The organism is Lysobacterales bacterium (assembly GCA_014946745.1).
Classification (GTDB): Bacteria; Pseudomonadota; Gammaproteobacteria; order Xanthomonadales; family Xanthomonadaceae; genus Aquimonas.
Genome location: JADCRD010000001.1, coordinates 1,598,441 through 1,620,440, shown reverse-complemented (window position 1 = coordinate 1,620,440; position 22,000 = coordinate 1,598,441). Strand labels below are relative to the sequence as shown.

The 22,000-nt window shown below is 67.9% G+C and carries 17 protein-coding genes; 10 read left to right on the top strand and 7 right to left on the bottom strand.

Translation table 11 applies throughout. From position 1 onward, the window contains the following. Window positions 1-150 precede the first annotated feature (150 nt). The 5 genes from mrcB to H4O13_06265 all read left to right on the top strand — a co-directional run bounded on the left by mrcB (window position 151) and on the right by H4O13_06265 (window position 6,443). Entirely contained in the window at window positions 151-2,478 is a 2,328-nt protein-coding gene (gene mrcB, locus H4O13_06285) for a penicillin-binding protein 1B (GenBank protein MBE5314995.1), read from the top strand. Continuing rightward, window positions 2,475-2,990, top strand: a complete 516-nt coding sequence (locus H4O13_06280) for a hypothetical protein (protein ID MBE5314994.1) — start codon at window positions 2,475-2,477, stop codon at window positions 2,988-2,990. Before mrcB ends, H4O13_06280 begins: the two co-directional genes overlap by 4 nt. Window positions 2,991-3,061: 71 nt before the next feature. Beyond that, window positions 3,062-5,071, top strand: a complete 2,010-nt coding sequence (locus H4O13_06275; protein MBE5314993.1) for an ATP-dependent DNA helicase — start codon at window positions 3,062-3,064, stop codon at window positions 5,069-5,071. A gap of 101 nt (window positions 5,072-5,172) precedes the next feature. After that, window positions 5,173-5,871, top strand: coding sequence for a tRNA (adenosine(37)-N6)-threonylcarbamoyltransferase complex dimerization subunit type 1 TsaB (gene tsaB / locus H4O13_06270; GenBank protein MBE5314992.1), 699 nt, complete (start codon window positions 5,173-5,175; stop codon window positions 5,869-5,871). Between the two features lie 137 nt (window positions 5,872-6,008). Then, entirely contained in the window at window positions 6,009-6,443 is a 435-nt protein-coding gene (locus H4O13_06265; GenBank protein MBE5314991.1) for a DUF1801 domain-containing protein, read from the top strand. Window positions 6,444-6,595: 152 nt separating this feature from the next. On the opposite strand, the gene hflD is transcribed toward H4O13_06265, so the two are convergent. Genes hflD through H4O13_06250 form a run of 3 tightly spaced genes read right to left on the bottom strand, consistent with a single transcriptional unit; the run spans window position 6,596 to window position 8,784 of the window. Continuing rightward, a complete protein-coding gene (gene hflD / locus H4O13_06260) occupies window positions 6,596-7,201 on the bottom strand; it encodes a high frequency lysogenization protein HflD (GenBank protein ID MBE5314990.1) in 606 nt (201 codons plus the stop codon). Further along, the gene (gene mnmA / locus H4O13_06255) at window positions 7,198-8,316 is read right to left on the bottom strand and encodes a tRNA 2-thiouridine(34) synthase MnmA (GenBank protein ID MBE5314989.1); all 1,119 of its coding nucleotides are present in this window, start codon (window positions 8,314-8,316) and stop codon (window positions 7,198-7,200) included. The genes hflD and mnmA overlap by 4 nt, the downstream gene beginning before the upstream one ends. A 6-nt stretch (window positions 8,317-8,322) precedes the next feature. Next, a complete protein-coding gene (locus tag H4O13_06250; protein ID MBE5314988.1) occupies window positions 8,323-8,784 on the bottom strand; it encodes an NUDIX hydrolase in 462 nt (153 codons plus the stop codon). A 214-nt stretch (window positions 8,785-8,998) separates the two neighbouring features. Here H4O13_06250 and clpS point away from each other — a divergent pair, with 214 nt between their 5' ends. The 4 genes from clpS to H4O13_06230 all read left to right on the top strand — a co-directional run bounded on the left by clpS (window position 8,999) and on the right by H4O13_06230 (window position 15,862). Then, a complete protein-coding gene (gene clpS, locus H4O13_06245) occupies window positions 8,999-9,331 on the top strand; it encodes an ATP-dependent Clp protease adapter ClpS (protein ID MBE5314987.1) in 333 nt (110 codons plus the stop codon). Between the two features lie 79 nt (window positions 9,332-9,410). After that, a complete protein-coding gene (clpA, locus tag H4O13_06240; GenBank protein MBE5314986.1) occupies window positions 9,411-11,684 on the top strand; it encodes an ATP-dependent Clp protease ATP-binding subunit ClpA in 2,274 nt (757 codons plus the stop codon). A 163-nt stretch (window positions 11,685-11,847) separates the two neighbouring features. Beyond that, a complete protein-coding gene (locus H4O13_06235; GenBank protein ID MBE5314985.1) occupies window positions 11,848-13,701 on the top strand; it encodes a hypothetical protein in 1,854 nt (617 codons plus the stop codon). Between the two features lie 118 nt (window positions 13,702-13,819). Beyond that, complete coding sequence (locus H4O13_06230; protein ID MBE5314984.1) at window positions 13,820-15,862, top strand: hypothetical protein; 2,043 nt, start codon at window positions 13,820-13,822, stop codon at window positions 15,860-15,862. Between the two features lie 137 nt (window positions 15,863-15,999). Here H4O13_06230 and infA read toward each other — a convergent pair whose 3' ends face one another. From infA to trxB, 4 genes are all read right to left on the bottom strand, one after another. Next, entirely contained in the window at window positions 16,000-16,218 is a 219-nt protein-coding gene (gene infA, locus H4O13_06225) for a translation initiation factor IF-1 (GenBank protein MBE5314983.1), read from the bottom strand. A gap of 109 nt (window positions 16,219-16,327) precedes the next feature. Next, window positions 16,328-17,062: a leucyl/phenylalanyl-tRNA--protein transferase gene (locus tag H4O13_06220; protein MBE5314982.1), complete on the bottom strand. Its 735-nt coding sequence runs from the start codon at window positions 17,060-17,062 to the stop codon at window positions 16,328-16,330. Beyond that, window positions 17,059-18,195, bottom strand: coding sequence for an N-acetyltransferase (locus H4O13_06215; protein ID MBE5314981.1), 1,137 nt, complete (start codon window positions 18,193-18,195; stop codon window positions 17,059-17,061). The genes H4O13_06220 and H4O13_06215 overlap by 4 nt, the downstream gene beginning before the upstream one ends. Before the next feature lie 113 nt (window positions 18,196-18,308). Continuing rightward, window positions 18,309-19,274 (bottom strand): thioredoxin-disulfide reductase, encoded by a 966-nt coding sequence (trxB, locus tag H4O13_06210; GenBank protein MBE5314980.1) that lies wholly within the window; start codon window positions 19,272-19,274, stop codon window positions 18,309-18,311. Here trxB and H4O13_06205 point away from each other — a divergent pair. Further along, a complete protein-coding gene (locus H4O13_06205; protein ID MBE5314979.1) occupies window positions 19,273-21,804 on the top strand; it encodes a DNA translocase FtsK 4TM domain-containing protein in 2,532 nt (843 codons plus the stop codon). The genes trxB and H4O13_06205 overlap by 2 nt on opposite strands. The last annotated feature ends 196 nt before the right edge of the window (window positions 21,805-22,000 follow it).

Sequence of the window (22,000 nt, the reverse complement as noted above, 5' to 3'; positions counted from 1 at the left end):
GGCGAGGCCAGCGCGGCGCCTTTGGCGCGCGGCAGGTGGGCCTGCCCGAATCCTGCCCGAACCCGTCTTTGCCACGACGGAATGCGGCCGCCCCCGGATGGCTACACTGCGCCGGCGGCCAGCCCGCCGCCGCCGGATCGGACCTCCCCCTTGAGTCGACAGAACACCACGCGTCAGACACCCGTCGCGCCGGCCGAGCGCCGCTGGCCTGGACAGCTCTGGAGGCTGCTGAAGCCGGTCCTGCTGCTCGGCTTCGGCCTGTCAGCGGGGTTTCTCGCGCCCTACTTCTACGTCATCGACCAGCGCGTTGCGGCAGACTTCGCCGCGCTGACCTGGCAGGTGCCGACGCGGGTGATGGCGAGGCCGCTGCGCCTTGATGTGGGCCTGCCGATGAGCGTCGCCGGCCTGCGCGCTGAACTCGACGCCGCTGGCTATCGCGAGGACGGCCAGGGCCGCGAAGCCGGTAGTTACGGCGTCAACGGCAGCACGGTGCAGCTGACGACGCGCGCCTTTGTCGACGTCGACGGCCCCCAGCCCTCGCGCAGCGTGCGCGTGCAGCTCGCGCAGGGGCGGGTGCGCTCGCTGACCGATGCCGCGGGTGCTGCGGTGCGCGAGCTGCGCGTGGACCCCGCGCGCATAGCCACCCTGTACGGAGAGAAGCGCGAGGAGCGCCGGCTGGTGCGGCTGGAGGATGTGCCGCCGCTGTTCGTGATGAGTCTGCAGGCGGTCGAGGACCGCGATTTCAAGCACCACATCGGCGTCGATTTCAGCGGCATCGTCCGTGCCGCCTGGGTCAACCTGCGCGAGGGCGAGGTGCGACAGGGCGCCAGCACGCTCACCCAGCAGCTCGCCCGCAACCTCTACCTGACGCGCGAGCAGGCCCTGTGGCGCAAGGTGAAAGAGGCCCTGCACGCGCTGGCGATGGAGCGCCGCTTCTCCAAGGCACAGATCCTGGAGGCCTACCTCAACGAGATCTTCCTCGGCCAGCAGGGCAACCAGGCCATCCACGGCGTGGCCGCAGCCGCGGATTTCTGGTTCGGCCGCGAGCTGGGCCAGCTCAAGCCGCATGAGATCGCCCTGATCATCGGCATGATCCGCGGGCCGTCCTACTACGACCCGCGCCGCCACGCAGAGCGCGCCCTGACGCGACGCAACCGCGTGCTGAACCAGATGGCCGAGACCGGCCTGATCGATGCCGCGACCGCCGAGCGCGAGGCCGCACTGCCACTCGGCATCAAGCGCCAGGTCGGACTGGCCGGCAACCGTGCGCCGTCCTTCCTGGCCCTGGTGCGCACCCAGCTGGAGCGCGACTACAAGGCCGAGGACCTGCGTGGCGCAGGGCTCACCATCCACACCACGCTGTCGCCGCTGGCGCAGTCGCTGGCCGAGCGCGCCGCGCGCGAGCAGCTGGCGGAGCTGCAGACGCAAGGCCGCCCCGAGCTGCAGGCGGCGGTCGTGCTCACCGACAGCGAGCGTGGCGAAGTGCTGGCCCTGGTGGGTGATCGCGAAGGCGAGGGCAGCGGCTTCAACCGCGCGCTCGACGCCCAGCGCCCCGTCGGCTCGCTGATCAAGCCTTTCGTGTATCTGCTGGCGCTGGCCCAGCCGGGGCGCTACGCGCTGGCCACGCCGGTCGAGGACCAGCCGATCGAGCTGCGTCTGCCCAACGGCCAGACCTGGGCGCCGGCCAACTCGGATGACATCAGCCACGGCACCGTCACCCTGCTGCAGGCGCTGGCGCAGTCCTACAACCAGGCGACGGTGCGGCTGGGCATGGAGCTGGGCGTCGATCGCGTCAGCCGGTTGATCGAGGCGCTGTCCGGCACGCATCCGCCCGCCCACCCTTCGCTGCTGCTCGGCGCGGTCGACATGAGCCCCTATCAGATGGCTCAGCTGTATCAGTTCGTCGCCTCCGGGGGGCGTCTGCAGCCGCTGCGCGCTGTGCGCGGCGTGCTGGACGCACAGGGGCAGACCTTGACCCGCTACGAGAAGGCCTCGGAGCCACCCCAGCCTGGCGACGCCCTCGCCGCGCGGCTGATCGGCATCGCCCTGCAGGAGGCCGCGCGCAGCGGCACAGGGCGTCGCCTGTACGCCGACGGCCTCGGTCACCTGCAGCCGGCCGGCAAGACCGGCACCAGCAACGACAGCCGCGACAGCTGGTTTGCCGGCTACACCGGCTCCCACCTCGCTGTCGTCTGGGTGGGCAACGACGGCAATGCGCCGACCGGGCTGTATGGCGCCTCGGGTGCGATGCGGGTTTGGACCAGTCTGTTCAAGCGCCTGCCCAGCGCGCCGCTGAACGTGGGCGACGAGGGGCTGGAGTTCGCGTGGCTGTCCGCCGACAATTTCGCCCTCACCGACGAAGGCTGCCCCGGCGCACGCCGCTTCGCCTTCATTCGCGGCTACACCCCAGAAACCTATGACGGCTGCCCGATGGCGCGCGTGCGCGAGTGGTTCGGCGGCGGAGAACCCGAACAATGAAGCGTCTGACCCTGCTTGCGTGCGCTGGCCTGCTGCTCTCCGGTTGCGCGATGTTCCAGCCGGCCGAAACCGTGCAGGCGCCCGAACCCGCAGCGCCGGCCCGCGATCTGATCGCCGAGCTGTACGCGATGGTCGAGGCCGACGACGCCATCGTGGTCGAGCCGCTGCCGGATGCGGAGATCGAGGACCTGCGCGCGGCAGCGCATGAAGCGCTGGCTCTGCGTGATCTCGAACGTGCCGCTCGCAGCCTGGCGCAGGCGCTGGAGATCCGTCCGGGCCGGCCCGACCTGCTGCAGATGCGGGCGGAGGTCGCCCTGGGTCAGCAGCTGCTGGACGAGGCCGAGCAGTACGCCATCGCCTCCTTCGAGAACGGACCGCGCCTGGGGCCGCTGTGCCGCCGCAACTGGGCCGCGATCCAGCTGGCCCGCGAAGTCCGCGGGAACATCGCCGAAGCCGAAACCGCGCGTGAGCAGTCGCAGCGCTGCACGGCGGAGCCGGTGATCCGCATGTAGGCGGCTGCCACACGCTCTGCAGACGTCTCCACGACCGTGACTCGCGCGCGCAGCCGCTAAGATCCAGACCCATGGAACTGCTCGACGCCACGGCCACTGCGCTGTCTGCGCAGGGCCCGCTGGCGCGGGCCTGGCCGGAGTTCCGTGCGCGTGAGGCACAGCAGCGGCTGGCCGAAGCTGTCGCCACCGCGTTCAGTGAGCGCGGCGAACTGGTCGCCGAAGCCGGCACGGGCACCGGCAAGACCTACGCCTACCTCGTGCCCGCCCTGCTGTCCGGCCTGCGGGTGATCGTCTCCACCGGTACGCGCGCCCTGCAGGACCAGCTCTATCACCGCGATCTCCCGCGCCTGCGCGAGGCGCTCGGCGTGGGCCTCAAGACTGCGCTGCTGAAGGGCCGCAGCAACTACCTGTGCTGGTACCGCATGGACCGCGCGCGCAGCGATCGCCTGTTCGGCTCGCGCGAGCAGGCCGCGCAGCTCGCGCGGGTCTGGAGCTTTGCCGGCGCCAGCGAGGACGGCGACATCGCCGGCATCGACTTCGTCGCCGAGGATTCGGCGCTGTGGCCGCAGATCACCTCGACGCCGGACAACTGCCTGGGCAGCGAGTGTCCCTTCTACGGCGAGTGCTTCGTCGCCAAGGCGCGTGCCCGCGCGCAGGCGGCCGATCTGGTGGTGGTCAACCACCATCTGCTGTTCGCCGACCTCGCGCTGAAGCGCGAGGGCTTCGGCGAAATCCTGCCCGGCGCGCACGCCTTCGTGATTGACGAGGCGCACCAGCTGCCCGAGCTCGCCACGCGCTTTTTCGGCAGCAGCCTGTCTGCGCGTCAGCTGCAGGAGCTGGGCCGCGATGCGCTCGCCGAAGCGCAGCAGGCCTCGGGCGCTGTCGGCGCCCTGCAGCCAGCAGTGGAAGCGCTCGACAAGGCCCTGCGCGAGTTCCGTCTGGCCTGGGACCCGCTGCCCGCGCGCGGCCCGATCGAGCAGGCCCTGCGCCACGATCCTTGCGCCGACAGCCTGGAGGTGCTGGAGCACGTGCTGGACGGGCTGCTCCAGGCCATCGAAGGCCAAGCCGAGCGCAGCCCCGGCCTCGAAGCCTGTCTCGCCCGCGCCCAGGCGCTGCAGCAGCGCATGCAGGCTCTGCATCCGCGCGGCGATGACGCCGTGCCACAGGTGCGCTGGTACGAGCTGGTCGCGCGCGGCTTCAGCCTGCATGTGACGCCGCTGGATGTCGCCGGCCCGCTGACCGAGTTCCGCGCCAAGGCGCATGCGGCCTGGATTTTCACTTCGGCCACTCTTGCCGTGAGCGGCAGCTTCAGCCACTTCGCCGATCAGCTGGGCCTGATCGAGCCGCGCACCCTGCTGCAGCCCAGCCCCTTCGACTACGCGAAGCAGTCGCTGGCCTGGCTGCCGCCGGCCTTGCCGGATCCGATCGAACGCGGCTACACCGCGGCCGTGCTGCGCGCCTGCCTGCCGGCGCTGGAGGCCTCGCAGGGGCGCGCCTTCCTGCTGTTCACCAGCCACCGTGCGTTGCGCGAAGCGGCCGAGTGGTTGTCCGCGAACGCGCCCGGCTTTCCCCTGTTCGTGCAGGGCAGCCAGCCGCGGCACCGCCTGCTGCAGGCGTTCCGCGAATCGGGCAACGGCCTGCTGCTGGGTGCGGCCAGCTTCTGGGAGGGCGTCGACGTGGCGGGCGAAGCGCTTTCGCTCGTGCTGATCGACAAGCTGCCCTTTGCGGCGCCCGATGATCCGGTGCTGGAAGCGCGGCTCGAGCATATCCGCCGCAACGGCGGCAACCCCTTCCGCGACTGGCAGCTGCCGACTGCGGTGATCGCCTTCAAGCAGGGCGTGGGCCGGCTGATCCGCAGCGAAAGCGACCGCGGCGTGCTGGTGCTCTGCGACCCGCGCCTGACCCGCAAGGGTTACGGGCGAAGCTTCCTCAACAGCCTGCCGCCGCTGCCGCGCACCGAGGCGATCGACGACGTGCGTACGTTCTTCGCCGCCGTTCCACTGTCGGTCGAAGCTGAAGGCAAGCGGGCCAACACCGGCCTGATCCGCAGCTTCGACATCGACGAGCCAGATCCGGTCTGAGGCTCAGCGCGGCCAAGCAAGGTGGATCTCCCCCGATCCCGCGGCTGGACAGGGCGCTCCCTGCACGTACACTCGACGGTTTCCCGTTGTCCGGCCCCGCGATGAACCTGCTCGCCATCGAGACCGCCACCGAAGCCTGCAGCGTCGCCCTGCGCTGCGGCGACACCGTGCTGGAGCGCTTCGAGATCGCGCCGCGTCGCCATGCCGAGCTGGTCTTGCCTTGGGCGGATGAGCTGCTTGCGGAAGCCGGCATCGTGCGCAGTCAGATCGATGCCGTCGCCGTGGGCATCGGTCCCGGCGCCTTCACCGGCGTCCGGCTGGCGGTGGCGATGGGACAGGGCCTGGCCTTGGCGCTGGAGCGCCCGCTGATCGGCATCAGCAGCCTGCAGATCCTCGCCGCCGGCGCGCGCGGTGCGCAGCCGGGTGACGGCGTGTTCGCCTGCATCGATGCGCGCATGGGCGAGGTCTACGCCGCGGCCTTCCGCATCCATCGTGACGGCCTGCCCGAAGCCATCGATGTCCCGCAGCTGGGAAGCCCCGACATTGTCCGCCTGCCCGCCGACAGCTACGGCTGGGCCCGTGGCACTGGGCTTGCCGCCGGCCAGGGCGAAGTCGGGCAGCGCCTGCAGGCAAAGGGCTGGCGGCTGGAACTGGGCGCCCTGCCTGCCGCCGGGGATCTCGCCCGTCTCGCCGCGCGCGCCTATGCCCTGGGCGTCTATCCGGAGCGCCCCGAGGACGTGCAGCCGCTGTATCTCCGCGACAAGGTCGCTCAGACAATTGCCGAACGCGAAGGGCGCTGAGGCGAAGCGTCGCCCATCGGTGGCGTTGCGCAAGATCTGCAGGGCCGTCCAGACGCCCGGGGTGCGCGATCGCCTGTTGCCAGCCCCGGAATTCAGCGCGAGCATGCCCTCACGCGTCCGAGCTGGAGAGTGCCCCGATGGCCGAACAGAAGACCCTCTCCTCAGGCGCCAGCGTCGCCGCGCACATCGCCGAACGCGCGACGCCCGCGCAGGCGGAAGACTGCCGCCATCTGCTTGACCTGCTGCAGCGCCTGACCAGCCAGCCACCTGAAATGTGGGGGCCGAGCATCGTCGGCTTCGGTCGCTACCGCTACACCTACGCCAGCGGCCACTCCGGCGAATCGATGCGCGTCGGCTTCGCCATCCGCGGTCGCGAGCTGGTGCTTTACGTGATGGGCAGCGAAGAGCCCAGCCACGCACTGCTGCCGACCCTGGGCAAGCACCGCATGGGCAAATCCTGCCTTTACTTCAAGAAACTGGCCGATCTCGATCTGGCCGTGCTTGAGCAGATCCTGAGCGATTCGCTGGCGGAGTTGGAGCGACGCTACGGCGCCTCTGACGGAGTCGTCTAGGGAAGGTCTGAAGAACTCCATCCTGCAGTTCTTCAGACGTCGTGAGTCCGGCGCAGGTCCGGACTCACTCGCGCTGAATCAAGCACTTGCATGCTTGATTCGCGAGCGCGCCATCCATGGCGCACGGGAAGCTCTGATAGATCAGAGCTTCCCTAGCGCTCCTGCAGTAGATCGCGTGCCGTGCGCGTCATCGCCCCGCGCCGCAGGGCGAGGTCCCAGTAGCTGCCGCCCAGCTGGCGCCACAGCACCGCCGAGCGTACGGCCGCGAGCAGGGCGGCGCGGATCTGCGCAACCACGCCGGATTGGGCCAGCTGCAGCGGGTTGCCCTGGACCATCACGCGCGGTTTCAGCTGGCTCAAGGTGTCAGCGTAGAGATCGGCGAGGCGCTGGCTGACGCTGCTGTGCTCGCTGCCGAAATGCTCGCGCTGGCGTTCGATCGAGTCGATGCCCTGGCGCAGGGCGTCCAGCATCTTCGGCTGCTTGATCAGCTGGCGCTCCAGGTGGAGCACGGTGGCGGCCATGCGCGAGATCGCGACGTCGCGACCCGGGCCGTGGATCTGGCGCAGCAGGCATTCGAGCCCGGGTTTCAGCAGCTGGGCGCTGCCGTACACGGCTTCGACGTTTTCGGCGTCCAGCCGGAACACGCTGTCCAGGCAGGGCTGCACCAGTTCGGCGTCGGCACGGCCTTCGTGAGCGATCTGTCGCACGGCGCTGAGCGCCTGCAGCAGGCCGGCGAGCGCGAGCACGCGGTCTTTCATTCAACCTCCATGGCGTGGGCTTCAAGCGGGGCGTCGGTGGCTTCGATGACGGCCCCGCCCAGGCAAACCTCGCCAGCATAGAAAACGATGGATTGGCCGGGAGTGACGGCGCGCTGCGGGCGCGAGAACGCGACCCGGAGGCTGCCGTTCTCGCGCACCTCGACGCTGCAGGCCTCATCGGCCTGGCGATAGCGGGTCTTCGCGGTGCAGTCGAAACGTGTGGCGGGTGCCGTGCCAGCGACGAAGTCGGGCAGGGCGGTGCGCAGGCGCTGGCTCATCAGATAGGGGCTGTCATGGCCCTGATCGACGATCAGGCGATTGCGGGCGATGTCCTTGCCGACGACGAACCAGGGCGCCTGCGGCCGGCCGCGCACGCCGCCCAGATTCAGGCCTTCGCGCTGTCCCAGCGTGTAGAAGAAGGCGCCGCTGTGGCGGCCGAGTACGACCCCCTCGGGATCGACGATCTCGCCCTCGCGAGCGGGCAGGTAGCGGCCCAGAAATTCGCGGAAGTCGCGCTCGCCGATGAAGCAGATCCCGGTCGAGTCCTTCTTGGCATGGGTGGGCAGGGCAGCTTCGGCGGCGAGGCGGCGCACTTCCGACTTCGGCAGTTCGCCGACCGGAAACAGGGTGGCCGCCAGCGCGTCCTGGCCCAGGGTGTAGAGGAAGTAGCTCTGGTCTTTGCCGGCGTCGAGCCCGCGCAGCAGCTGCCAGCGGCTGCCCTCGCGGCGCACACGGGCGTAATGACCGGTCGCGATGCGTTCCGCGCCCAGCGCGCGGGCGTGGTCGAGGAAGGTGCGGAACTTGATCTCGCGGTTGCAGAGCACGTCCGGATTGGGCGTGCGCCCGGCGCGGTATTCGGCGACGAAGTGAGCGAACACGCCATCCCAGTATTCGGCGGCGAAGTTGCGCGTATGGCAGCGGATGCCCAGCCGCCCGCAGACCGCGATGGCGTCTTTGCGGTCTTCTTCCGCACGACAGCCGTCTTCGCGCGCATCTTCCTCCCAGTTCTGCATGAACAGGCCTTCGATCGGCGTGCCCGCCCGCTGCAGCAGCAGGGCCGCGACCGAAGAGTCGACGCCCCCGGACATGCCGACGATGACGCTGCCCGTCCCCATGCGGCTTCAGTCGACGACGTGACGCACGTGGTGCAGCGGCGCCCGCTGCCCGGCCAGGTAGTCGCCAACCACCGACCGCACCAGCGGGCTGCGCAGACGTTCGGCCTCCGCGTCGATCTCGGCGGGGGTGAGCCACAGGCAGCGGGTGATGCCGCGATCCAGCGGTTGCGCGGGGTCGTGGCTCAGGGCCTCGGCGCCGAAGGCGAAGCGGATGTAGGTCTTGCCCGTATCGGCCCGCCACAGATAACTGCCGATGAAGCACTGCGCGCGCACCTGCCAGCCGGTTTCCTCCAGCGCCTCGCGGGCTGCGGCCTCGATCAGGCCTTCGCCCGGCTCCAGATGGCCGGCGGGCTGGTTCAGCACGAGCCGGCCGCGGACGTCTTCCTCCACCAGCAGGAAGCGCCCCTCGCGTACGATGACGCAGGCCACGGTGATGTCCGGGTTGAACTGGGTGTCGCTCTTGGGCACAAGACCACGCCGGCTGGCAAAGAGGCGGAACTTTACAACAGGCCGCAGCGCGCGCCTCGCAACAGGTCTTGGCCTGTTCGACGCATCGCCATCCAGACTGCGGCCTAGCGCGGCTCTTGCAACTGGCCGCAGCGCAACCACATAGCACGCCATGACCGAACTGCCTGACTTCCGACACAGTCTCCCAACGCCCTTTGTGGCTCAGTCTCCGCGGATGGCCGGCGACCCGGACGGCGCCCCGGAAGACGCCCAGCAGCGCGGCCTGGCGGTGGAGGAGGCGCGGCCGGAAGTCATTCGCCCGCCGCTGTACCAAGTGGTCCTGCTGAACGACGACTACACGCCAATGGATTTCGTGGTCGAAGTCTTGCAGGTGTTCTTCGGCCTCAACATCGAGCGTGCCACCCAAGTCATGCTCCACGTGCATACCCGCGGCAAGGGCGTCTGCGGGGTGTATACACGCGAAGTGGCGGAAACCAAGGTGCAACAGGTGAATGAATTCGCGCGCTCACATCAGCATCCGCTGCTGTGCAGTATGGAAAAGGCGTAAGAGTGCAATCCACGCCCGCCGGTGATGGCACCGGCAGGCAGCGGCAGTCGCGATATCCGTCAGGCGCAAGGAGCCCGGCATGTTCAGCAAAGATCTCGAGTTCAGCATCGGCCAGTGCTACAAGCAGGCCCGCGAGGCGCGTCATGAGTTCATGACGGTCGAGCACCTGCTGCTGTCGCTGCTCGAAAATCCGTCCGCCGTGGCCGTGCTGCGCGCCTGCGGCGCCGACCTCACCCGGCTGGGTCAGGAACTGCGCAACATCATCAGCGAGACCGTGCCGGTGTTGGCCGCGGACGATACCCGCGATACCCAGCCGACGCTCGGATTCCAGCGCGTGCTGCAGCGCGCGGTGTATCACGTCCAGTCGTCGGGCCGGAAAGAAGTCACTGGCGCCAACGTACTGGTCGCCATCTTCGGCGAGAAGGACAGCCACGCCGTCTATTTCCTTGGTCAGCAGGAAATCAGCCGTCTGGATGTCGTCAACTACATCAGCCACGGCGTGGCCAAGCTCAGCAGCGAACAGGTCAAGCCGGCCGAGCCCGAGGCGCAGAAGGAAGGCGAGGGCGAGGAGGGCAAGGCCAATCCGCTGTCGGAGTACGCCAGCAACCTGAACGAGCAGGCCAAGGCGGGCAAGATCGACCCGCTGATCGGACGCGCCGAGGAGATCGAGCGCGTGATCCAGGTGCTCTGCCGCCGCCGCAAGAACAACCCGCTGCTGGTCGGCGAGGCCGGCGTCGGCAAAACGGCCCTGGCGGAAGGCTTGGCCAAGCGCATCGTCGACGGCGAAGTGCCCGAGGTGTTGGCGGACGCGACCATCTACGCGCTGGATCTCGGCGCGCTGGTGGCGGGCACCAAGTACCGCGGCGACTTCGAGAAGCGCCTGAAAGCCGTGCTGGCACAGCTCAAGAAAGAGCCGGGCGCCGTGCTGTTCATCGACGAGATCCACACCATCATCGGCGCCGGGTCGGCCTCCGGCGGCACTATGGATGCTTCGAATCTGATCAAGCCGGTGCTGGCCTCAGGCGAGCTGCGCTGCATTGGCTCGACCACGTTCCAGGAATACCGTGGCGTGTTCGAGAAGGACCGCGCGCTGGCGCGGCGCTTCCAGAAGATCGACATCGTCGAGCCGTCGGTGGCGGACGCCGTTGCCATCCTGAACGGCCTCAAGACCAAGTTCGAGGAGCATCACCGGGTCGAATACCTCGGCGAAGCCCTGCAGGCCGCTGTCGATCTCTCGGTCAAGCACATCGGCGACCGTCTGCTGCCTGACAAGGCCATCGACGTCATTGACGAGGCCGGCGCGCGTCAGCGCCTGCTGCCCGAGGACAAGCGCAAGGCGATCATCGACGTCGCCGAGATCGAGTACATCGTCGCTCGCATGGCACGCATCCCCGCCAAGCAGGTCTCGGCGTCCGATCGCGATGTGCTGCGCAACCTCGATCGCAACCTGAAGATGGTGGTGTTCGGCCAGGACGAGGCCATCGATACCCTGGCCTCTGCCATCAAGATGGCGCGCTCGGGCCTCGCCAACCCCGACAAGCCGATCGGCAGCTTCCTGTTCGCGGGCCCTACCGGCGTCGGCAAGACCGAAGTCACCCGTCAGCTGGCGATGCAGCTCGGTATCGAGCTGGTGCGCTTCGACATGTCGGAGTACATGGAAGCCCATTCGGTCAGCCGCCTGATCGGCGCACCTCCGGGCTATGTGGGCTTTGACCAGGGCGGGCTGCTCACCGAGAAGATCGTCAAGACGCCGCACTGCGTGCTGCTGCTGGATGAGATCGAAAAGGCCCACCCGGACGTCTTCAACATCCTTCTGCAGGTGATGGACCGCGGCACGCTCACCGACACCAATGGCCGCGAAGCCAACTTCCGCAACGTGATCCTGGTGATGACCACCAATGCCGGTGCCGCCCAGGCGGCGCGCCGCAGCATCGGTTTCGTCGAACAGAACCACGCGACGGACGCGATGGAAGTCATCCGCAAGAGCTTCTCGCCGGAGTTCCGCAACCGCCTCGATGCCGTGGTGCAGTTCGGCGGGCTGGACTTCGACCACATCCTGCGCGTGGTCGACAAGTTCATCATCGAACTCGAAACCCAGCTGCAGGAGAAACACGTGGCCCTCAACGTCGAGCCGGAGGCCCGGCGCTGGCTGGCCCAGAACGGCTTCGATCCGCAGATGGGCGCACGCCCGATGGCCCGCGTCATCCAGGATCAGGTCAAGCGCCCGCTGGCCGACGAGCTGCTGTTCGGCAAGCTGGTCAATGGCGGGCGGGTCACCGTGGTGGTGCGCGAGGGCAAGCTGGCGGTGGAGTCGGCCGAAGAGCTCCAGAGCGAGCTCAGCACCGTGGAGTAAACCGCGACTGGGTTCGCAAATGCCGCGCGCGGGCTCTCTTCGACGCCCGCGAGTCGGCTGGACTAGCGACTGGCTTGTTGCTCTGTCCGGTTTTCGCGCATAACCTCGACGGATTCTTGACAGACGGCGCCCCGCAGGGCGCCGTCCTTCCGTGGGGGAAGGCGTGCGGGCAAGCAAGCGATGGGGCGGCGCACTGGCGCTGCTGGTGGGGTTGGCGTCCGGGCTCGCGGTCTATGCGGGAGGGCTGCTGCCTGACCTGACGGCGCGGGGCTCGCAGCCGGGGCTGGTGCATCCCATCGAAACCTCGGGCAACTGCATGGGCTGCCATGCCGGCGGCACCATCGAGTTCCACTACCCGGCCACCAGCTGGAAGGGCTCGATGATGGCCAACGCCGGCCGCGACCCGGTGTTCTGGGCAGCGCTGGACGTCGCCAATGCGGATGGAGAGAGCATCGGCGTGCCCGGCGTGGGCGACTGGTGCCTTCGCTGCCACGTCCCGGAGGGCTGGTTTGCCGGCCGCGTCAGCAAGACCGCCGCCGGTACGCGCGTCAATGGCACCAACGGCTGCCTTCTCCAGGGCAAGCACGATGACGTTCCGGGCTTCGGCAATGATTACGCCGGTGTCGGCTGCCACTACTGCCACCGCGCTGAGCCGAATGGGCCCAACGGCGAGCCCAACTACCTCGAAAGCGGCGACGTCTGGCTGGACGACGTGGCCTGCGCCAATGGCGGCAGCGGGCCCTGTCGCGCCGGCCCTTACGACTACCTGCGCGAGGGCACCTCGCCGCCGCCCCATCCCTGGAAGCAGTCGGCCCATCTATCCAGCAGCGAGATGTGCGGCAGCTGCCACGACGTCACCTCGCCGCTCAACAACGGCGTGCCCTTGCGCACGCTGATCAGCTCGGCGGGTGTGGACACGGGCATCGCCTTCCCGATCGAGCGCACCTACAGCGAATGGCGCAAGAGTGACTACGGCACCGCATTGTTCGCCGACGGTGTCGAAGCCGCGCCCATCCGCAATCAGCCCGGCATCTCGGTCAAGCAACAGCAGACCTGCCAGGACTGCCACATGGAAACCGCGCGCAGCGACAATCCAGAGGAGCAGTTTCTGGGCTGCTTCTTTGGCCCCAACCGCAACGGCAAGCTGTCCGTGCACAACTTCTCGGGCGCCAACACCTGGGTGCCGAAGATCCTCAAGGGCGAATTCCCGGGCTTGGGTTACGACGAGGCCTTTGATCAGGCCATCCTGTGGTCGACGCAACTCCTCACTCAGCGCACCGCGCTGCTGTCGGCGCGCGGCCAGCGCTCACCCGGCGGGCAGACGCTGGACGTGGAAGTCGAAGTCACCAACCTGTCAGGCCACAAGCTGCCCACGGGCTACTCGGAAGGCCGGCGCATGTGGATCGAACTGGAAGTGCGCAATGCCCAGGGCGCCACCGTCTACCGCAACGGCAGCTGGGATCCGGCGACCGGCGAGCTGCAGCGCGATGCGCAGACTCGCGTCTACGAGATCAAGCAGGGTATCTGGGACGCCGCTGCCGGCAGCTGTCGCATCGCCGACGGACAGGGCAGGGCGAGCTTCCACTTCGTGCTGAACAACTGCGTGGCCAAGGACAATCGCATTCCGCCGCTCGGCTTCACTGGCGGTGACGACCTTGAGATCGCCCCCGTCGGCGCGGTCTATCCGCCCGAGCGCCCCGGTTCCAACCGCTTGCGGAACGTCGATGTGGCCCGCTACAGCGTGCCGATCGCGGGCGTCAGCGGTCCGCTGACGGTGCAGGCGCGGCTGCACTTCCAGATTTCCAGCAAGGAGTACATCGAGTTCCTTCGCAATCAGGCCGTCGAACGCGGCTTCCAGGGCGAGAACCAGATGTGTGCGGGTGGGCCGGGGCGGCCGTTTGACGTGGGTCCGCAGAACCTGAGTCGCGGTGCCTACCTGTACGGACTGTGGTCCAACCCGGCGTACGGCAGGTCGCCGCCGGTCTTGATGAGAAGCGCTTCGGCGCAGGTGCCCTGATCTCCGGAGTCGCCGCGGGATCCGCGGCGGCACGGTTCAGAGGCGTGAGAGGTTTCACACACCCGAACGCAGCACAGGGACAGGGTGCGCGTTCAAACCTACGGTTTTGGGGGTAACGATGTTCAAGCATCTTCCTGCGGCACTTCTGGCTGCGCTGGCCCTCGCGCCAATGACGACGGCAGTCGCCGCCAGTGGCGACGTGGACGCGGTCCAGCCCGCCCAGCAGTGGACCGTCTGGGGCGGCGAGCTGCGCTTCAATTGGAACCGCGACCTGATGGGGGATCTCGGGTTCACCGTGAGCGCCGCCAAGGACCGGCTGGAGGTGGGCGATGAGCCGCACATCGAGCGCATCGCGCTGCGCGAAGCCGCTGGGCTTGAGATCCGCGTCGAGAAATCCTCCGACTTCGAGGGTTTCGCCGGCGGTCGACTGCAGTCCCGCGGCGGCTTTCGGGTCGCAGGAAAGGATCTCGATATCGATCTGAGCAACCTTGTGCTGCGCCCTAGTGAGAAGAACCCATTCCAGCTCGACGTGATCAGTGCGGACGGGCAAGCCTGGTTCTACATCGATCGCCTGATGTACAAGCTGGAGGGCGGCGAAGATCCGCTCATGAGCGTGCGGGCGATGGATCTCCGTATCGCACCCCGGCTAGCTGCTGTTCTAGGCAACGAGACCTACGCCGGGTGGGTGGTTGCGGGGCTTGAGATGTACGCACGCGTCGCGACGCCGGGCGCGGTGGTCGCGGCACCCAAGGGCAGCTCGCGCTGGCACGGCAGCCCTGCGCCAAACGGTGGGGTGTACGAGTCCGATGTCTTTATGGATTTCTTCACGCTGCAGTACACCCGCAAACAGTCAGCCGCCGATGGCCCGGGGGGGCAAAACGCCGGTCTGGTGGTGTTCACGCCCAGCTCGACCCTGAGGAACAACCGGGGCACGGGCACGGCCGACGAATCGAACCTCGCCAACCCTTTGCTGGCGACGGTGCCAGGTGACCCGCTGGGCACCAGCTCGGTCCGCTACGCCGCCGACGTTCCCTGGCACACCAAATTCACCGGCAACTTTGCGCCCTACAACAACGATCAGCACCCGTTTCTCATCTGGAACCTCTACCGCATCGACGCCAGCGGACGCATCGAGCAGGTCGGGCGCTCAGGCGTGAAGCACGCCTGGCTGACCATCAACTCCGGCTGCGACGTCAACCCGGGCAATGGCCACATTCTCGGGCGCGGCTGCGGCGATACCTACGGCACCGGCAACAACGACGCCATTGGCGACCTTGGCCCACGCAACGAGATCATTCCGAACTCGGGTCAGTGGGGGCGCTGCGGCTCGGTGTACGACACCGACTGCAATGCCAGCCCGGATGCCAGTGCACCTTGCTCCAATGTTGGCGGCGCCGACTGCAACAGCTACGCCTTCCGGATGCCGGTGATCGAGCAGTTCATCGACAGCTCGCAGAACCCGGGTGCGACCTACTTCGCCGAGTCCTGGTACATCGTTCGCGACGACGTCAATGTCCTCAACACGATGCAGTCGCGCCCCATCACCTTCAGCTGGACCGGCAGCGCATGGAACAGCGCGAACGGCACGCCCCTGCGCTTGGGGCCGGCCCTGGGGCGCTGGGTCGCTCCCAACACCACCGCAGCCAATGAGCGCAGCGTTGACATCAAGACCAGCGAAGGGCATCTGCGGGTCGCTCTGCGGGTCAATGATCTGGGCAATGGTCAGTACCGCTACGACTACGCGGTGATGAACCTCGACTTCGCACGCGCGGTGACCCAGGGCGCCGAACCCAACCTTCGGGTGCTCCGGAACAACGGGTTCAACCGGTTCGAGCTGCCTTTCGCGCCGAGCGCGCTGCTGGTTTCCACCGAGTTCGCCGATGGCGATCTGAACACCGCCAACAACTGGGTGGCGACGCGAGAGGGCGCCAATCTGGTCTGGCAAGCCGGCGGCACGGCAACGGCGCCGGTCAATCCGCTCAATTGGGGTGTGATGTTCCGGTTCTCGGTCACCACCACAGCGAGCCCGGTGGCAGGAAGCGGCTTCCTCGGGATCGCAGAGCCCGGAACCTCGAGCACGGTGCGAGTCGAGACTCTGGCGCCAGGGGCCTCGGCGGTGATTCCCGACGCGGTCTTTGCCAACGGTTTCGAGGTCCAGTAAGGCCGGCGCGCCCGTCTTCGGCCCATCTGCCGTGGACGGGCGCGACTGCGCGACCCAACTCAGCCTGACAAGGCACTTGAATCGCACGCATACGAAAGCCCCGGCCTGCTCGCGCAGGCCGGGGCTTCGTCGTTCAATCACTTCATGCGGTAGGTGATACGACCCTTGGTCAGGTCGTACGGGGTCATTTCGACCTTCACCTTGTCGCCGGTCAGGATGCGGATGTAGTTCTTGCGCATGCGACCGGAGATGTGGGCAGTCACCACGTGGCCGTTTTCGAGCTTCACGCGGAACACGGTGTTGGGAAGGGTCTCCAACACGGTGCCCTCCATCTCGATGGAATCGTCTTTGGACATTCGGTCTTGGGTCAGGAGGCGGCCTGCGGGCCGCGGACAAGTGGCGCATTCTGCCACGCCAGACGGCAGGGGAGAAGCGCGAGGCCTCAACCGGAGTTGGCGGAAGGCGTCAGTCCGCCACGTCGCGAGCGCTGAGGCTTCCGAACGCAGCGCCCCAGTTGCCAACCCGCGACGGTGCCGAAGCGAGTTCGGCCAGCTCGGCCAGGAAGCGTTCGCGCGGCACGGTACGGAATCCGAGACGCGCGAGATGCTCAGACTCGACTTGGCCATCCAGGAGGGGCATCTCCCAATCGGCGAGCCGTCGACACAGGGCCGCAATGACGCATTTGGAAGCGCCCGATTCGAGGCTGAACATCGACTCGCCGAAGAAGGCGCGGCCGATGCTGAGGCCGTAGAGACCGCCGATCAGCCGCTCACCGTCCCAGGCTTCGATCGAATGCGCATACCCAAGCCGGTGCAGCGCGGTGTAGGCGCGACGCATGGCGGGTACGATCCAGGTGCCGCGCTGGCCGCGGCGCGGCAGCTTGGCGCAGAGACTGATCACCGCCTCGAAGTCGCGGTCGGCGGTGACCGTCCACGCCTGCGCGCGAAGCTCGCGGCGCAAGCGGCGGGTGAGATGCAGCGCGTCGGTGGCGATCACCATGCGTGGGTCGGGGCTCCACCACAGCGGCGGCTCGCCCGGCGAGAACCACGGAAAGATGCCCTGCGCATACGCGCGCAGCAGGCGCTCGGGTTCCAGTCCGCCGCCCCAGGCCAGCAGCCCATTAGGATCACGCAAGGCCTGCTGCACCGGCGGAAACGGCGCATGTGGGCTGGTGCCAAGCTCGGGCAGCCGGAAGCTCATCCAGAAGCGCCCTCGGCGCGGTACGGGCTGTGCGCCAACAGATCTTTCCGATACTGCGCAAGCCCGCGGCGCTCGTCCTCAAGCGATCGCGCCACGGCCTCGCGAAAGGCCGGCATCGGCAGGTAGTGGCTGGAGTGGGTCAGCTCCGGCAGGAAGCCCCGCGCCAGTTTGTGCTCCCCCTGCGCGCCGGGCTCGAAGCGCTGCAGACCCTGCTCGATGCAGTATTCGATGCCCTGGTGATAGCAGCATTCGAAGTGCAGCCCGGGCACCTCTTCGAAGCACCCCCAGTAGCGGCCGTACAGGGTGTCGGACGAGCGCAGACACAGCGCCATGGCGAGGATCCCGGCGTCGCGCTCGGCCAGCACGAGCACAAAACGCTGACCCAGCTGCCGCGCCAGATGTTCGAAGAAGTCCAGGGTCAGCGCGGCGTGGTTGCCCTTGTCATCGAAGGTGCGGCAGTAGAGCTGATGCGCGGTTGCGATTTCCTCTCGCGTCGCGAGATGCCCAGGCACCCGGCGAAGGCGAATGCCCGCGCGCGCCACCTGGGCGCGCTCCTGGCGGAGGTTCTTGCGCTTCTTCGACGACAGCGCCGCGAGGAACGCCTCGAAGCTCGCGTAGCCGGCGTTATGCCAGTGGAACTGGAGATCCGAGCGCGCCAGCCATGCGCCCCCGGGCGATGCTTCGGCCGGATGGAAGTTGATGTGCGCGCCGGACAGCTGGTGCTCGCTGGCGAAGCCCTCCAGCGCGCGCAGCAGTTCGGCGCGAAGCTGCGCATCGCCACCGCACAGCAGTCGGGGGCCGGTGACGGGCGAATAGGGCACCGCGACCAGCAGCTTGGGGAAGTAGTCGAGGCCGGCGCGGTAGTAGGCCTCGGCCCAGGCGTGGTCGAACACGAACTCGCCGTGCGAGTTGGTCTTGAGGTAGCAGGGGGCGGCAGCCAGCAGCCCGTCGGCTTCGTCCTCGATGATCAGGTGATGCGGCGTCCATCCCCAGCGCGGACGCAGACAGCCGGTCTCCTCCAGACCCGACAGGAAGGCATGTGAGGTGAAGGGGTCATCGCTGCCGCGCAGGGCGTCCCAGCGCGCGGCGTCCACCTCGGCGAGACGCGGAATGAAGCGATGGCGCAGCGACATGCGATTCAGACGTCCGATGAGGTGGCCTCACGCTGGCCACTGCGCCGTGCAAGGGCGGTGAGCGTCGTTGGAGGGTGACGGTGCGGGCTCGACACCGCCACCCGCAAGACGGATCAGTGCTCGCCGTCGAGGAACTTCTCGGCGTCCAGCGCGGCCATGCAGCCGAAGCCGGCCGAGGTGATCGCCTGGCGGTAGACCTGATCGGCAACGTCGCCGGCAGCGAACACGCCCGGCACGGATGTGGCGGTGGCCCCGCCTTCGATGCCGCTGCGGATTTTCAGGTAGCCGTTCTTCATCTCCAGCTGGCCTTCGAACAGCGAGGTGTTGGGTGCATGCCCGATGGCGACGAATACGCCGGTCAGCGCCAGTTCGCGGGGGCTGCCGTTCTCACGGCTCTTGATGCGCAGGCCAGTGATGCCGCTGTTGTCGCCGAGGAATTCGTCCACCTCGTGGTTCCAGACGATCTCGACCTTGCCGGCCTTCTCCTTGGCGAACAGCTTGTCCTGCAGGATCTTCTCGGCGCGGAATTTGTCGCGACGATGCACCACGGTGACCTTGCGGCAGATGTTCGACAGGTACAGGGCTTCTTCGACCGCGGTATTGCCACCGCCGATCACGGCGACATCCTGATCGCGGAAGAAGAAGCCGTCGCAGGTGGCGCAGGCCGAAACGCCGCGGCCCTTGAAAGCGTCTTCCGAGGGCAGCCCGAGGTACTTGGCGGTGGCGCCGGTGGCGATGATCAGGGCATCGCAGGTGTAGACGCCCGAGTCGCCGGTCAGGGTGAAGGGGCGCTTGGACAGATCGGCCGTGTGGATATGGTCGAACACCACTTCGGTCTCGAAACGCTCGGCGTGCGCCTGCATGCGCGCCATCAGGTCCGGACCCAGCAGGCCATGAGCGTCGCCCGGCCAGTTGTCTACCTCGGTGGTGGTCATCAGCTGGCCGCCCTGCTGCAGGCCGGTGATGACGACAGGCTTCAGGTTGGCGCGGGCGGCGTAGACGGCGGCGGTCCAGCCGGCCGGGCCGGAGCCCAGGATCAGCAGCGGACAGTGACGGACGGGCAGTTGGGGTGCGCTCATGGAGTCTCCGCCGCGGCCGCGGCATGGTCGAAAGAAGGGGAAGGGGCAGCGCGATCGGCGCAACCCGGCCAGCCCGCAAGGATGGGGTTTGCTTCTGGGACGATCAAGCGGCCGTTCGCCGGTCGTCCCTGAAGTGCGAGCGCTTCGAAGGGCAGGTGTAGAATCGAGCGCCGCCGCTGCAGCAAGCCCAAGGATCCGCGCGCCTGTGTCACGACCGAAGGAAGACTCCCGCAAGCCGGTGATTGCCGAGAACCGTCGTGGCCTCTGGCGCGAGGCGCTGATCCTGCTGCTGGCGCCGGTGCTGCTCTACGTGCTGGCCTGCCTGTGGACCTGGAGCCCGCAGGACCCGGGCTGGTCGCGCTCGGGCGAGATCACCGGCGACATCCGCAACTTGGGCGGCCTGGCGGGCGCCACTTTCTCCGACCTGCTGTTTTCGTTCTTCGGGCTGACCGCCTATTTCGTGCCGGTGCTGGCCGGAATCATCGCCGCGGTCGCCCTGCGCCCGCGCGCGGCCGATGAAGAGACCCCGCTGACGCCCGCTCTGCGCCTCATCGGCGTGGTTGGATTTCTGGTCGCGAGCGCCGCGATGGCGGCTCTGCATTACACCGACTGGGGCAGCGAACTGCCGATGCAGGCCGGCGGCCTGTTGGGCAGCCTGGTGGGCTCGGCGCTGACCCGCGGCATCGGTTTTGCCGGTGCCAGCCTGTTCCTGCTGGCCCTGCTGCTGCTGTCGATCACCCTGGCCACCGGCCTGTCCTGGCTGGGCCTCATGGATCGCCTCGGCCGCGGCGTGCTGTGGCTGGCCGAGCGCGGGCGCAAGCAGGTGCACGCGGCCAGCGAGTATCGCGTCGCCCGCGCGGCGATTGCCGAACGCGAGGAAGTGCGTCGCGAGGAGAAGGTCAAGCGCGCCAAGCGCGAGCCGGTGCGCATCGAGCCGCAGCCGCCTGCCCCCGAGCGCAGCGAGCGCGCCCATCGCGAGCAGCAGATCCCGCTGTTCACGGTCTCGCTGGGTGAGAACGGTGCGCTGCCGCCGCTGTCGCTGCTGGACGATCCCAAGCCGCAGCCCAAGGGCTACTCCGACGAAGCCCTGGCCACGCTGTCGCGGCAGATCGAATTCAAGCTCAAGGACTTCCGTATCGAAGTGCAGGTGGTGGGCGTCTATCCGGGGCCGGTCATCACCCGCTTCGAGATGGAGCCCGCCCCCGGCATCAAGGGCAGCCAGATCTCTTCGCTGGACAAGGACATCGCCCGCGGCCTGTCGGTGAAGTCGGTGCGCGTGGTCGACGTGATCCCGGGCAAGTCGGTGATTGGCTTGGAGATCCCCAACGCCAACCGCGAAATCATCTACCTGTCGGAGATCCTGCGCTCCAAGGAGTACGACAAGATCACCTCGCCGCTGGCACTCGCCCTGGGCAAGGACATCGGCGGCCGCCCCACCGTGGTCGATCTCGCCCGCATGCCGCATCTGCTGGTGGCCGGCACCACCGGTTCGGGCAAGTCGGTGGCCTTGAACGCGATGGTGCTGAGCCTGCTGTACAAGGCCACCGCCAACGACGTGCGCATGCTGATGATCGACCCGAAGATGCTGGAACTCTCGGTCTACGAGGGCATTCCGCACCTGCTCGCACCGGTGGTCACCGACATGAAGGAGGCCGCCAACGGCCTGCGCTGGTGCGTGGCCGAGATGGAGCGCCGCTACAAGCTCATGGCTGCTGTCGGCGTACGAAATCTGGCCGGATTCAACAAGAAGGTGCGCGACGCCATCGACGCTGGCCAGCCGCTGATGGACCCGCTGTTCAAGCCCAATCCCGAGTTGGGCGAGGCACCGCGCGCGCTGGAAACCTTGCCCTACCTCGTCGTGATCATCGACGAGTTCGCCGACATGATGATGATCGTCGGCAAGAAGGTGGAGGAACTCATCGCGCGTCTGGCGCAGAAAGCCCGCGCTGCCGGCATCCACCTGATCCTCGCCACCCAGCGGCCTTCGGTCGATGTCATCACCGGCCTGATCAAGGCCAATATCCCGACCCGCATCGCCTTCCAGGTCAGCTCCAAGATCGACTCGCGCACCATCCTTGACCAGTCCGGCGCCGAGACCCTGCTGGGCCACGGCGACATGCTGTATCTGCCTCCTGGCACCGCCATGCCGGACCGCGTGCACGGTGCCTTCGTCAGCGACGAGGAAGTGCATCGTGTGGTCGAGCACCTGCGCCAGATCAGCGGCGGCCCCGACTACCTGGAGGGCGTGCTCGACGAGGTGCAGACCCTGGGCGATGGGGTCGTGGTCGGCGCGAACGGCCTGCCGGAGGAGTTCAAGTCCGGCGATCCCGAAGCCGATGCGCTGTATGACCAGGCTGTCCAGGTGGTGATGGAAACCCGCCGTGCCTCGATCTCCGGCGTGCAGCGCCGGCTGAAGATCGGCTACAACCGCGCCGCGCGCCTGATCGAGGCCATGGAAGCCGCCGGCATCGTCAGCCCGCCCGAGCACAATGGCGACCGCACCGTGCTGGTGCCGCCGCGGGGTGATTGATTTGAGGCGACAGCCGAACCATGCATTCCTGCTCGTGTCTGCGCTTGTGCTGCTGTCAGCCTGCGCCGCGAGCCCTCCGCCACTGGCGATGTCACCAGTCTGCTCCGGCGTGCCAGGGGACCCGTCGCATCCGCACCCTGCGCTTGCCGGGGGCGCGGCGACTCATGGCCCTGGGGCGCCAGGGCGGGCTGTAATC